Source organism: Halomonas terrestris (assembly GCF_049166755.1).
GTDB lineage: Bacteria > Pseudomonadota > Gammaproteobacteria > Pseudomonadales > Halomonadaceae > Halomonas.
The window spans coordinates 311,454-324,094 of record NZ_JBMHFZ010000001.1; the positions used below are offsets into that span (position 1 = coordinate 311,454).

Genomic DNA, 12,641 nt, shown 5'->3' on the forward strand with positions numbered 1-12,641 from the left:
AAGGGAGAGGAGGCCTGCCTTGAGTGCAGCCAGGATAAGGGTGCTGTGCGTCGACGACTCGGCGCTGATCCGGGACCTGCTCAGCGAGATCATCAACAGCCAGCCCGACATGGAAGTGGTGGCCGTGGCGCCGGATCCCATCGCCGCCCGGGACCTGATCAAGCGGCACAATCCCGACGTGCTGACCCTGGACGTGGAGATGCCGCGCATGGACGGGCTCGACTTCCTCGAGCGCCTCATGCGGCTGCGCCCCATGCCCGTGCTGATGGTCTCCTCGCTGACCCAGGCCGGCTCCGAGGTGACCCTCAGGGCGCTGGAGCTGGGGGCCCTGGACTTCGTCGCCAAGCCCTCGCTGGGCATCCGCAGCGGCATGCTGGAGTACGCCGAGGAGATCGCCGAGAAGATCCGTGCCGCCTCCCGCTCGCGGCCGCGCCAGGCGACCCGGCGCGATGCCCCGCCGCCGGCGCGGCTCGAGGCGCCGCTGGTCTCCAGCGAGAAGCTGCTCATCATCGGGGCCTCCACCGGCGGTACCGAGGCCATCCGCCGGGTGCTGGAGCCGCTGCCGGCCAACAGCCCGGCGATCCTGATCACCCAGCACATGCCCGGGGGCTTCACCCGCTCCTTCGCCGAGCGGCTCGACCGGCTGTGCCGGATCAGCGTCAAGGAGGCCGAGGATGGCGAGCGGGTGCTGCCGGGCCACGCCTATATCGCCCCGGGCGATGCCCACCTCAAGCTGGCGCGCAGTGGCGCCAACTACGTGGCGCGGCTGGACGACGGGCCGCCGGTCAACCGGCACCGGCCGTCGGTGGACGTGCTCTTCCACTCCGCCGCCAGCCAGGCCGGGCGCAACGCCATCGGCGTGCTGCTCACCGGCATGGGCAAGGACGGCGCGGCGGGGCTGGTCGAGATGCGCCAGGCCGGGGCGCCGACCATCGCCCAGGACGAGGCCAGCTGCGTGGTGTTCGGCATGCCGCGGGAGGCCATCGCCCTGGGCGGGGCCAGCGAGGTGGTGTCGCTCGACGAGATCGCGCCGCGGCTGATGGCGCTGGTGGCGGCCTCCGGGCGGGCCCAGCGCGTGTAGGAGCGTTCGACGGCCCCCCCCGGGGCGGTCACTGGATATCGATGACGAGGAAAGGCCGGCATGACACGAGTACTGCGCAGTATCAGCATCCATGCCGCGATGGTCGCCGTCCTGGCCTCCTTCGTGGTGTTCATCGCGGTGATCGCCACCATGGGGGTGATGGCGGAGCGCAATGCCGACCGGACCCTGCGCACCCTGAACCAGGTCAGTGCCGAGCAGCTCAACGAGATCAACCGTGCCGACGCCCTGCTCAACCAGGCCCGGGTCAATCTCGAGATCGCCTCCAACCTGATCATGATCGGCCGCATGGGCGAGGCCAACGAGCGGATCGCGACGGCCGAGGATCTGATGGGGCGTGCCGAGCGGCGCTTCGACAGCTTCGCCCGGGCACCCAAGTCCGAACGGGCCGAGGCCCTGGCCGGCCCCCTCGGCGATGACTTCCAGGCGGTCCTCGGGCTGGTGCGCCAGCAGCACGCGACACTCGACCAGCTCGATACCCCCGGCTTCAACCGGCTGCGCGAGTCTCTCGAGGCGCCCGCCGCGTCGATGGCGGACAGCATGACGGCATTCGTCAGGTTCGGTTTCTCCAGCGCCGAGGCCCTGGTCGACGACTTCCGCGACCAGGCCCAGCGCTTCGAATGGATCGGGCTGGGGGTGCTGGCGCTGATCGGCCTGCTGGTGGTGCTGATCTACACCGGGCTGCGCATCATCGTCATCCGCCCGCTGGATACGGCGGTGGAGACCCTCGAGGCCATCGCCAGGGCGGATCTCTCGCGGGAGGTCAAGGTGCTGGGCCGCAACGAGATCGGCAAGCTGTTCGCCGCCATGCGCGACATGCAGCAGAGCCTGACGCGGATCGTCGGCGAGGTGCGCGACGGCAGCGGCTCCATCCATGTCGGCAGCCGCGAGATCGCCAGCGGCAACGCCGACCTCTCGTCGCGCACCGAGCAGCAGGCCGCCTCGCTCGAGGAGACCGCGGCGAGCATGGAACAGATCACCGCCACGGTGAAGCAGAACGCCGACAACGCCCGCCAGGCCAGCGGCCTGGCGCTGGACGCTTCCTCGACCGCCGAGCGCGGCGGCGAGGTGGTGGATCGCGTGGTCAGGACCATGCACGGCATCTCCGGCAGCTCGCAGAAGATCGCCGACATCACCGGGGTGATCGACTCCATCGCCTTCCAGACCAACATCCTGGCGCTCAATGCCTCGGTGGAGGCGGCCCGGGCCGGTGAACAGGGCCGCGGCTTCGCCGTGGTGGCCGGCGAGGTGCGCAACCTCGCCAGCCGTTCGGCTTCCGCCGCCAAGGAGATCAAGGGGCTGATCGAGGGCTCGGTCGCCCAGGTGCAGGAGGGCTCGACCCTGGTGGAGCAGGCCGGCGAGACCATGGCGGAGGTGGTCGCCGCGGTGCGCCGGGTCACCGACATCATGGACGAGATCTCGGCCGCCTCCCAGGAGCAGAGCGACGGCATCGAACAGGTCAGCCAGGCCGTGGGGCAGATGGACCAGGTGACCCAGCAGAATGCCGCCCTGGTGCAGCAGGCGTCGGCCGCCGCGGCCTCCCTCGAGGAGCAGGCGGGTCGCCTGGAGCAGGCCGTGGCGGTGTTCCGGCTGGCCGGCGGAACGCATGCCCCCGCGCCGTCGACGGCGGAGTCGCGGCCGGTGGCCCTGCCCTCCTCCGCCGCCTCGACGCCCGCGCCACCGGCCGCCGGCCGTCGCCCGCCGCGCCGCGAGGCGGTCACCGAGGACGAGTGGGAAGAGTTCTGAGACGACGCCCTGTGATACCGGCCGGCGACCCGGTCGCCGGCTTTCCCGAATGCCATGAATCGATAGAGGAATCCCGATGGCAGACAAGAACATGAGCATCCTGGTGGTGGATGACTTCCCGACCATGCGGCGCATCGTGCGCAGCCTGCTCAAGGAGCTCGGCTTCACCAACGTGGAGGAGGCCGAGGATGGCCAGGACGCCCTCAACAAGCTCAAGGCCGGTGGCTTCGAGTTCGTGGTCTCCGACTGGAACATGCCCAACCTCGATGGCCTGGAGATGCTCAAGCAGATCCGCGCCGACGACGCCCTCAAGCACCTGCCGGTGCTGATGGTGACCGCCGAGGCCAAGAAGGAGAACATCATCGCCGCCGCCCAGGCCGGTGCCAGCGGCTATGTGGTCAAGCCCTTCACCGCCGCCACCCTGGAAGAGAAGCTCAACAAGATCTTCGAGAAACTGGGCATGTGACCCCTTGCGGCACACCTTTCAGAGCGACGGAGACCGAACAATGAGCACGAACGAGCAGCCCGATCTCGCCAAGGCGGCGGCCAGCGACGACCTGGTGCAGCGTATCGGGCACCTGACGCGGATGCTGCGCGAGAGCATGCGCGAGCTGGGGCTCGACAAGGAGATCGAGCGGGCCGCCGAGGCCATCCCCGATGCCCGCGACCGGCTGAGCTATGTGGCGACCATGACCGAGCAGGCGGCGGAGCGGGCGCTCAATGCCATCGACCGCGCCCAGCCGCTGCAGGATGACCTCGGCAGCCGGGCCGAGGCCCTGGACCGGCGCTGGGCCGAGTGGTTCGCCGAGCCCAAGGCGCTGGACGAGGCGCGCGAGCTGGTCACCGAGACCCGCACCTATCTCGCCGAGGTACCGGAGAAGACCCAGGCCACCAGCAGGGAGCTTCTCGAGATCATGATGGCCCAGGACTTCCAGGACCTGACCGGCCAGGTGATCAAGAAGATGATGGATGTCATCCGCGAGATCGAGAGCCAGCTGGTCCAGGTGCTGATCGACAGCGTGCCGGAGGGCGAGGCGCGCAACGACATGCAGCGCCGTGCCGATGACCAGCGCCAGTCGGAAGCCCGCAAGCGCGAGGAGAGCCTGCTCAACGGCCCCCAGATCAAGCCCGAGGGCGCCGACGTGGTGAGCAGCCAGGACCAGGTCGACGACCTGCTCGACCAGCTGGGGTTCTGACCGACACCTCTCGCGGAGGTTGCCAGGCCCCCGGGGACGCCTTCCCTGTCGTCGATAGTCGTGAACAGGACACGATTATCGGCGCTTTTTGACGTATCGCCCCTTCCCCCCCGTCCCCACAATGGCCAGGGTCCACACGAGTGTCCCGATGACAGGCCATGGCCGACGAGAGCAGCGATCAGGAAAAGACCGAAGAGGCCACGCCACGCCGCCTGGAGAAGGCCCGCGAGGAGGGGCAGGTCGCCCGTTCCCGCGAGTTGACCACCTTCATGCTGCTGCTCGGAGGCGTGGGCGGGCTCTGGGCCATGGGCGCGATGCTCTACGACCAGCTGGGCCTGGTGATGGAGCAGGCCTTCCTGTTCGAGCGGCGCCATGCGCTGGAAACCACGCCGATGCTCAGCCACGCCCTGAACCTGGGCGAGCGGACCCTGCTGGCGATGCTGCCGCTCTTCCTGTTGCTGGCGCTGGTGGCGCTGGTGGCGCCGGCCCTGCTCGGCGGCTGGCTGATCTCGGCCAAGTCGCTCAAGCCGCAGCTCTCCAAGCTCAACCCGCTGAAGGGGCTCAAGCGCATCTTCGGGGTCCAGGCGCTGGTGGAGCTGGCCAAGGCGATCGCCAAGTCGCTGCTGGTGGGCAGCGTGGCGGTGACCTTCCTGTGGAGCAACCGCGGCACCTATCTGAGCCTGATGGACCAGCCGATCCAGCAGGCCCTGGCCAGTGCCCTGGAGCTGGCGGCCCTGGCCTGCGGACTGATCGTGCTGACCCTGCTGGTGGTGATCCTGATCGACGTGCCCTACCAGCTGTGGAGCCATGCCAAGAAGCTGCGCATGAGCAAGGAGGAGGTCAAGCGCGAGCACAAGGAGTCGGAGGGCGATCCCCACGTCAAGGCGCGGATCCGCCAGCAGCAGCAGGCCATGGCGCGGGGACGCATGATGAGCGAGGTGCCCAAGGCGGACGTGATCATCACCAACCCCACCCACTACGCCGTGGCACTGAAGTACGAGGAGTCGGGCATGGCCGCGCCGCGGGTGGTGGCCAAGGGGGCCGACGCCGTGGCCCTGCGCATCCGCGAACTGGGCGAGGAGCACGAGGTGCCGCGGCTCGAGGCGCCGCCGCTGGCCCGGGCGCTCTATCACCACGTGGATCTCGACGCCGAGATCCCCGAAACACTCTACACCGCCGTGGCGGAGGTCCTGGCCTGGGCCTTCCGGCTGCGGCGGGTGTCACAGGAGGGGGGCGAGGTGCCACCGACACCCGATGACCTGCCGGTGCCGGAATCCCTGGAGGTTCCGGGCCGCCACAGCGAGGCCGGTTCATGAAGGCCTGGAGCGACTACCTGGGGCGCCGCGACTGGATGGGCGACGTGCGGATGAAGCTGCTGGCCGGGCCGCTGCTGATCCTGCTGGTCATGTCGATGCTGATCCTGCCGCTGCCGCCCATCGCGCTGGACATGTTCTTCACCTTCAACATCGCGCTGGCGGTGATGGTGCTGCTGGTCAGCATGTTCACCCAGAAGCCGCTGGACTTCGCGGCCTTCCCGGCGGTGCTGCTGTTCACCACCCTGCTGCGCCTGTCGCTCAACGTCGCCTCCACCCGGGTCATCCTGATGGAGGGCCACCAGGGCGGCGACGCCGCCGGCAAGGTGATCGAGGCCTTCGGCCAGTTCCTGGTGGGCGGCAACTTCGCCGTGGGCCTGGTGGTGTTCCTGATCCTGATCGTCATCAACTTCATGGTCATCACCAAGGGGGCGGGGCGCATCGCCGAGGTGGGGGCGCGCTTCATGCTCGACGCCATGCCCGGCAAGCAGATGGCCATCGATGCCGACCTCAACGCCGGCCTGATCGGCGAGGACGACGCCCGGCAGCGCCGCGCCGAGGTGGCCCAGGAGGCCGACTTCTACGGTTCCATGGATGGCGCCAGCAAGTTCGTGCGCGGCGACGCCATGGCCGGCCTGGTGATCATGGTGGTCAACATCATCGGCGGCCTGCTGATCGGCATGCTGCAGCACGGCATGGATTTCGGCAGCGCCGCACGGACCTACACCCTGATGACCATCGGCGACGGCCTGGTGGCGCAGATCCCCGCGCTGGTGATCTCCACCGCCGCCGGTGTCACCGTCTCCCGGGTCAACACCGACCAGGACGTCGGCCAGCAGATGATCAGCCAGCTGTTCGTCAATCCCCAGGTGATGATCCTGGCGGCGGCGGTCATGGGCCTGCTGGGCCTGGTGCCCGGCATGCCCAACTTCGTGTTCCTGTTCTTCACCGTGCTGCTCGGGGGGCTGGCCTGGTGGCTGATCCGCCAGAAGGAGCAGCGCCAGGTACAGGAGGAGCTGGGTGCCGAACCGCTCCCGGTGCCGGAGGCCCCCGAGGCGAGCTGGGACGACGTCCAGCTGGTCGACACCCTGGGCCTGGAGGTGGGACATCGCCTGATCCCGCTGGTGGACCAGCGCCAGGAGGGCGAGCTGCTCGGCCGCATCAAGAGCGTGCGCAAGAAGTTCGCCCAGGAGGTGGGCTTCCTGCCGCCGGTGGTGCATATCCGCGACAACCTGGAACTGGGGCCCAACACCTACCTGATCACCCTCAAGGGCGCCGAGGTCGGCCGCGCCGAGGCCTTCCCGGGCAAGTGGCTGGCCATCGATCCGGGCCAGGTCTCCGGCCAGCTCCAGGGCACCCCGACCCGGGACCCGGCCTTCGGCCTGTCGGCGGTGTGGATCGACAGCGACCAGCGCGAGCATGCCCAGGTCTACGGCTACACGGTGGTCGATGCCAGCACCGTGGTGGCCACCCACCTCAACCACCTGCTGCACCATCATGCCGCCGAGATGCTGGGGCGTGCCGAGGTGCAGAAGCTGCTCGACAAGCTCGGCGACGAGAGCAAGCCCCTGGTCGAGGAGGTGGTGCCCAAGGCGATCTCGCTGACGGTGTTCCAGCGCATCCTGCAGAACCTGCTCGACGAGGAGGTCTCGATCCGCGACCTGCGCTCCATCCTCGACACCCTGGCCGAGCACGCCGGCCAGCAGCAGGATCCCGGCGAGCTGACCGCCCTGGTGCGCATCGCCCTGGGCCGCAGCATCGTCCAGCAGTGGTTCCCGGGGGAGGGCGAACTCAGGGTGCTCGGCCTGGAGGCCCAGCTCGAGCAGGTGCTGATGCAGGCCATGAACGGCAGCGGGGCCCTGGAGCCGGGCCTGGCCGAGACCCTGATGACCCAGGCCGAACGCGCCCTGGAACGCCAGGAGGCCAGCGGCGAGCCGCCGGTACTGGTGGTGCAGCACATGCTGCGCCCGGTGCTGGCGCGCTTCCTGCGCCGGCGCCTGCGCCACCTGGTGGTGCTGTCCCAGGCCGAGATACCCGATGACCGGACACTGCGGGTCACCCAACTGGTGGGAGGACAGTGACTAGATGAGCGTGATGCGATTCACCGGCACCAACAGCCGCGAGGCGATGCGCCAGGTACGCGCCGCCCTGGGCGAGGACGCCCTGATCCTGGCCAACCGTCGCACCGACCAGGGGGTGGAGATCCTCGCCCTGGCCGACCAGGCGGCCGAGGCCATGGCCGGCGACCCGACCCCCGCCGCGCCGGCGGCGGCCACGCTGCCCCGTGCGCCGGCCGAGCCCGCCGGGGATGCCTCCGCCTCCGACGCCGACGCCTTCCAGGCCATGAGTGCCCAGCTGCTCAGGGAGATGCAGGACATGCGCGCCCTGCTGTCGCGCACCCGGACCGAGCAGGCCCCGGAGTCGGACAGTCGCGTGCGGCTGTCTCGCTGGCTGCGTGAGGCCGGTTTCGGCCCGGCCATCGCCGAGGAACTGCTCGGCGGGCTGCCGGAGGAGCTGCGGGACGCCGACGAGGAACGCCTGGAGGCCTGGCTGTGCCGCCAGCTGGGGGCGCGCCTGGCGGTGATCGACGACGAGGCCGCGCTGCTCGAGCAGGGCGGTATCCTGGCCCTGGTGGGCCCCACCGGGGTGGGCAAGACCACCACCACCGCCAAGCTGGCGGCCCGCTACGTGATGCGCCACGGCCCCGGGGAGGTGGCGCTGGTCACCACCGACGGCTTCCGTATCGGTGCCCATGAGCAGCTGCGCATCTATGCCGGCCTGCTCGACATTCCCATGTATCCCCTGGATGCCGAACAGCCACTGGACGAGCTGCTGGCGCAGCTCGACGACAAGCGCTTCGTGATCATCGATACCGTGGGCATGAGCCAGCGCGACCAGCGCATCATCGACCAGGTGGCGCGGCTGCGGGGCGGGCCGGCGGCGGTGCGCCTGGTGCTGCTGCTCAACGCCGCCAGCCAGCCGGAGACCCTGGAGGAAGTGATCACCAACTACCGCCAGGCGGCCCGTGCCGCCGGGGTGGCGCTGGACGACTGCGTGATCAGCAAGCAGGACGAGGCGGGGCGCACCGGGCCGCTGCTCGACGCCCTGATGCGCCATGGCCTGCGACTGCTGTTCGTGGCCCACGGCCAGCGGGTGCCCGAGGATCTCGCCGTCGCCGACGCCGGGGGGCTGGTGCGCCAGGCCCTGGCGACCCGCAGCGCCGCCCCGCCCCCCGAGCCGCGGGTCGCGCCGGGCCATGGCCTCGGGCTGCTCGGCCAGGGACGGCGGGTGGCGTCCGTGCTCGCCGGCCTGCGTGAACGCATCACGGGCTTCGCGGCCCTGGAATCGGCCTGGGCGCTCGCGGAGCTGCCGCCGAGTGTGCAGGGCGAGCGGCTCGATGCCCTGCACGAGCAACGGCGTGGCGATGGCGCCGGGCTGCTCTGGACCCCGCGCAGCCGGGTGCGGGGCGGCGACTGGTCGCCCCCGGACCTGCTGCTCGACGCCGCGGGGGGCTGGTCGGCCCTGCCGCTGTTGCAGCATCGGCAGCCGGCCGGCCTGGCGACACGGCTCGACTGGGCGGGGCGGGTCCATGGGGCCAGGCTCCACCTGCTGCCGGCCCTGCCCGACGGCGAGGCCCGGGCGTGGCTGGCGACCCGTGACCTGGCCTGGGTGGCCCAGGCCAGGGCGCCCCAGCGGGTCACCCATGAGGGCGAGCGCCGTGCCCTCGGGCGCCTGGCCGACCTGGCCGCGCCCCTCGCCGAGCCGACCCGCCGCCTGAAGGGACGCGAGGTGCGGGTCGGGCTGTCGCGCCTCTCGCTCACCGACGAGGCGACGCCCCTGCCGCTGCGGGCCTGGTTTGCCGAGCTGGAGGAGGCCGAGAGTGGTCGTCGCCTCGGGCGCCGCTGCTGGCTGGCCCCCGAACGGCTGGGCGACGAGGCGGTGACCCTGCTGCTCGGCCAGCTCGATGCCGAGGCCCTGCCACGGCTGACCCGCCGGGCGTTCGAACGGCTCGCCGCGGCCCATCCGGCCATGGTACCGGAGCTGCGGCTCACCATCGCCGCGGGCCTGGCCGCGGTGGCCGGTCAGCTGGAGCGCAGCGAGGCGGAGTGGGCCATGGACCTGCGTGCCGCGCTGCTGGGCCTGCTCGGAGGCAGGCGGCGACGCAGTGCCGAGACGCTGCTGGAGGCGCTGCTCCACCTCGGCGTGGCGCGTGACGCCATCCGCCAGCTGGGCGCGGCGGGACTGGAGGGGCTGGGCTGATGGGTATCGATCAGGCCGCCGGCCTGCGCCAGTGGGCCTCCACGACGCAGGCGGGCGGGGACGCCTGCCCCCGGCATGTGGTCGAGACGCTGCGCGAGCTGGCCCGGGCCAACCCCTCGCCGGGGCCGCTGCCGGCCACGGGCGGCCGGTCACCGGCAGCGGCGGTCACCCTGATGGTGGTGGGGCTGCCGGCGCGCCAGGCCGGCCGGGTCAATGACACCCTGGGCTACTGGGCCGGCCTGGGACGGCGCTGGGTGGGCGACCCCGCCGCCTGGAGGGTGGTGCCGGTCGAGGCGTCCAGTCCCCACCTCCCGCTGCTGGTGTCGCAGCAGTCGCGCTGGGCGCTGTGGGTGGACAGCGATGCCGAGGCCTTCCGCCGTGCCTGGCGCGTGCTGATCCGGCTCGGGGAGGCCCCCGGGCCGCGGCGCCTGCTGGCCGTGCACCCGCCCGGCATCTCTCGCCATGGCCTGCTCGACAACCTGCGGCAGGCCGCCGCGGCCTACCTGGGCATCGAGCTGGTGGTGCTGGCATGAGCGCCGTCGGCAGGCGATGCCGCGCCATGGCCGCCGCCGTGGTGCTGGCCCTGCTGCCGGCGGCGGCACTGGCCGCCGGCAGCTGGGTGGCCTCGGTGCCCGGCGTGAGGGTGGCCCTGGCCGAGCGCGAGGTGGTGTCGTCGTCGCTGACCTCGCCCGGGCCGGTCCCGGACGGGCGGGTCGATACCGTGGCCTGGCAGTTCCGGCTGCCGCCGGGCACCTCGGTGCGGGCCCGGCTCTGTCACCCCGGGGGCTGCATCCCCCTGGGGGCGGGGCGGGGCAGCAGCCGCGCCCTGGCCGGGCTGCCGGCGGACACGCCGCTGCACTTCCGCTTTGCCCTCGAGCCGGGCCAGCGGCGCGCGGTGGCGGTGCAGGGACTGCAGGTGATCGTCAACTATCGCTAGCTATCGCGGAAGGAAGGGCCTGACGGGGGCAGTCGAACGGGATGTATACAGCAAAAGGCAAGATCGACCAGCACGAGCTGCTGACGCAGTACCTGCCGCAGGTGCGGCGCCAGGCGCTGGCGCTGCAGGTCAGGCTGCCGGCGAGCATCGAGCTGGACGACCTGATCCAGGCCGGCACCATGGGCCTGCTGGAGGCCATGGGGCGCTTCGATGCCGGCCAGGGGGCGAGCTTCGCCACCTTCGCCAGCCAGCGCATCCGCGGTGCCATGATCGACGAGCTGCGCAGCCGCGACTGGCTGCCGCGCAGCGTGCGGCGTAACGCCCGGGCGGTGGACGAGGCGGTGCGGCGACTGGAGCAGCGCCTGGGGCGTGCCGCCGAGGAGCACGAGATCGCTCTCGAGCTGGAAATGGACCTGGCCGACTACCGCCAGCTGCTCAGCGATACCAACAGCGGCCAGCTGCTGCCCTTCGACGAGCTGGTGGCCGAGGGGACGGAACCGGGCGACCTCGACCCCGCGGCGTCCCCCTTCGCCGCGCTGGTCGACGGCGAGCAGCGCGGTCGCCTGGTGGCGGCGATCGAGGCGCTGCCCGAGCGCGAGAAGCTGCTGATGGCGCTCTACTACCAGGAGGAGCTCAACCTCAAGGAGATCGGGGCCGTGCTGGGGGTGACCGAGTCACGGGTCTGCCAGCTCCATGGCCAGGCGGTGAGCCGGCTGCGGGCCCGGCTGCGCGACGACTGAGGGCTTGCGGGGCCGGTCCCTTACAGTCGGCTCATCAGCGCATCGGTCGCGTCCAGGGCATCCAGGTAGCACTGCTGGAGCCGATCCGGGGCGAGGTCGTCATCGGCGACCTGGCGCTCGTGCTCCTCGCAGAGGGTCAGCAGGGCACCCAGGTGGCCTTCCCGGCTGTTCAGGGCCCGCGCCACGGGAGCGTTCAGCGGCAGTTCGGCGAGCAGGGTGGCCTGGGCCTCGTCGAGCAGCGGGCCCATCATCGAGAAGAGCCCGGTGGTGAAGGCGTCCTCGGGATCGATGTTGCTGAAGGGTGCGGCCAGGTTGCGGCACATGAAGGCGCGGACCAGCGCCATGCGCACCTTGAGCCGCGACGACGGCATGTCACTGGCCAGCGACAGCGTCATCACCAGCCGACGCAGTTCGTTGAGGCCGATGACCTGCATGGCCCGCTTGAGGTCGGCCTGCTGGTCGCGCTGGCCGAACAGGCTGGAGTTGGCCCGGCGCAGGATCGCCACGTGGAGGTGGGGCATCTGGATCAGCAGCTCGAACAGGCGCTGCAGGTCGGCATCCTCGCGGTAGAGCTCGTTGATCAGCCGCAGCTGGGCGGCGCGGTTGCCGTGGCGGCCGCGGGGCCGGGCGTCGTAGAAGGTCGGCTCGGCCAGGTAGCGGCCGTCGAAGTAGTGGCAGTCGAGGGCGCGGAAGCGCTCGAGCCGGTCGGGGTCGCGGATGTCCTCCGCCAGCAGTCGCGTCCTCCCCTGGCGAAGGGCGCGCAGCTGGTCGGCGTCGAGCTCGTCGGGGTGGCGCAACCGGACCAGGTCGGCCAGCGGGGCGAGCCGGCTGCCGCTTCCCCTGAGCTCGGGCGCGGGCACCAGCAGCCGGTAGCCCCGCTCGCGCAGCTGTTCGAGGGTGGTCATCAGCTCGGGCGTGAGGGGCAGGTCGCGGGCCAGGCCGATGATCATCTGGCGTGCCGGTGAGGGCAGCAGGTCGCTGCGCTCCAGCCACTCCGTGGGCAGGTCGATGATCAGCTCCCGGGTGCCCAGTCGCCTGCCCTCGTCGAGCTCGTAGATGGCGGTGGCCAGGGCCCGGGCGGTGGCGGCGACCGGGTCGTCGACGCCCTCGCCGTGGTGGCGGTAGAGCAGGCGGTCGGCGACATGGCGGTGATCGGCGTCATGGATGGGTTGCAGCGCGATGGCGAAGGCGTCGTGTTCCCGCTGTCCTGGCATGGTGTGACTCCCTGCGACGTGGTACCGGCCGGGTTCTGTTCTGGTGGTCATGACGGGACGGGCCCGGTGGCCGGCTTGCGATGTAACGAAGAGTATCACCCCGGTCGCCCGCTTGTCCGCGTCCGCGTTAAAGCTC

Annotated in this window: 11 protein-coding genes; 10 read left to right on the top strand and 1 reads right to left on the bottom strand. The window is 71.1% G+C overall.

The annotated features are described in order from the left end of the window. The first annotated feature begins 19 nt into the window (after positions 1–19). The 10 genes from ACOMD9_RS01480 (at position 20) to ACOMD9_RS01525 (ending at position 11,291) form a co-directional block, all read left to right on the top strand. Entirely contained in the window at positions 20–1,081 is a 1,062-nt protein-coding gene (locus ACOMD9_RS01480; protein ID WP_421411773.1) for a protein-glutamate methylesterase/protein-glutamine glutaminase, read from the top strand. Positions 1,082–1,141: 60 nt separating this feature from the next. Next, a complete protein-coding gene (locus tag ACOMD9_RS01485) occupies positions 1,142–2,845 on the top strand; it encodes a methyl-accepting chemotaxis protein (RefSeq protein ID WP_421411774.1) in 1,704 nt (567 codons plus the stop codon). Between the two features lie 76 nt (positions 2,846–2,921). Continuing rightward, a complete protein-coding gene (cheY, locus tag ACOMD9_RS01490) occupies positions 2,922–3,311 on the top strand; it encodes a chemotaxis response regulator CheY (RefSeq protein WP_421411775.1) in 390 nt (129 codons plus the stop codon). Between the two features lie 40 nt (positions 3,312–3,351). Next, positions 3,352–4,041, top strand: coding sequence for a protein phosphatase CheZ (gene cheZ / locus ACOMD9_RS01495; RefSeq protein WP_421411776.1), 690 nt, complete (start codon positions 3,352–3,354; stop codon positions 4,039–4,041). Positions 4,042–4,199: 158 nt separating this feature from the next. Then, positions 4,200–5,357, top strand: a complete 1,158-nt coding sequence (gene flhB / locus ACOMD9_RS01500) for a flagellar biosynthesis protein FlhB (RefSeq protein ID WP_421411777.1) — start codon at positions 4,200–4,202, stop codon at positions 5,355–5,357. Continuing rightward, positions 5,354–7,435, top strand: coding sequence for a flagellar biosynthesis protein FlhA (gene flhA / locus ACOMD9_RS01505; protein ID WP_421411778.1), 2,082 nt, complete (start codon positions 5,354–5,356; stop codon positions 7,433–7,435). Before flhB ends, flhA begins: the two co-directional genes overlap by 4 nt. A gap of 4 nt (positions 7,436–7,439) precedes the next feature. Continuing rightward, complete coding sequence (flhF, locus tag ACOMD9_RS01510) at positions 7,440–9,614, top strand: flagellar biosynthesis protein FlhF (RefSeq protein WP_421411779.1); 2,175 nt, start codon at positions 7,440–7,442, stop codon at positions 9,612–9,614. Then, complete coding sequence (locus ACOMD9_RS01515; protein WP_421411780.1) at positions 9,614–10,147, top strand: hypothetical protein; 534 nt, start codon at positions 9,614–9,616, stop codon at positions 10,145–10,147. The genes flhF and ACOMD9_RS01515 overlap by 1 nt, the downstream gene beginning before the upstream one ends. Then, on the top strand, positions 10,144–10,551 hold the full coding sequence (locus ACOMD9_RS01520; RefSeq protein ID WP_421411781.1) for a flagellar protein FlhE: 408 nt from the start codon (positions 10,144–10,146) through the stop codon (positions 10,549–10,551). The genes ACOMD9_RS01515 and ACOMD9_RS01520 overlap by 4 nt, the downstream gene beginning before the upstream one ends. A gap of 41 nt (positions 10,552–10,592) precedes the next feature. Next, positions 10,593–11,291, top strand: a complete 699-nt coding sequence (locus ACOMD9_RS01525; RefSeq protein WP_421411782.1) for an RNA polymerase sigma factor FliA — start codon at positions 10,593–10,595, stop codon at positions 11,289–11,291. Positions 11,292–11,311: 20 nt separating this feature from the next. Here the strand turns inward: ACOMD9_RS01525 and ACOMD9_RS01530 are convergent, their stop codons facing one another. After that, positions 11,312–12,505 (bottom strand): EAL and HDOD domain-containing protein, encoded by a 1,194-nt coding sequence (locus tag ACOMD9_RS01530; protein ID WP_421411783.1) that lies wholly within the window; start codon positions 12,503–12,505, stop codon positions 11,312–11,314. Between the last annotated feature and the right edge of the window lie 136 nt (positions 12,506–12,641).

Bases quoted from the DNA above. Each gene is read 5' to 3' on its own strand.
- flhA (WP_421411778.1), top strand. From the start codon at position 5,354: ATGAAGGCCTGGAGCGACTACCTGGGGCGCCGCGACTGGATGGGCGAC.
- ACOMD9_RS01520 (WP_421411781.1), top strand. From the start codon at position 10,144: ATGAGCGCCGTCGGCAGGCGATGCCGCGCCATGGCCGCCGCCGTGGTG.
- ACOMD9_RS01525 (WP_421411782.1), top strand. From the start codon at position 10,593: ATGTATACAGCAAAAGGCAAGATCGACCAGCACGAGCTGCTGACGCAG.
- cheY (WP_421411775.1), top strand. From the start codon at position 2,922: ATGGCAGACAAGAACATGAGCATCCTGGTGGTGGATGACTTCCCGACC.
- cheZ (WP_421411776.1), top strand. From the start codon at position 3,352: ATGAGCACGAACGAGCAGCCCGATCTCGCCAAGGCGGCGGCCAGCGAC.
- ACOMD9_RS01485 (WP_421411774.1), top strand. From the start codon at position 1,142: ATGACACGAGTACTGCGCAGTATCAGCATCCATGCCGCGATGGTCGCC.
- flhF (WP_421411779.1), top strand. From the start codon at position 7,440: ATGAGCGTGATGCGATTCACCGGCACCAACAGCCGCGAGGCGATGCGC.
- ACOMD9_RS01530 (WP_421411783.1), bottom strand. From the start codon at position 12,505: ATGCCAGGACAGCGGGAACACGACGCCTTCGCCATCGCGCTGCAACCC.
- ACOMD9_RS01515 (WP_421411780.1), top strand. From the start codon at position 9,614: ATGGGTATCGATCAGGCCGCCGGCCTGCGCCAGTGGGCCTCCACGACG.
- flhB (WP_421411777.1), top strand. From the start codon at position 4,200: ATGGCCGACGAGAGCAGCGATCAGGAAAAGACCGAAGAGGCCACGCCA.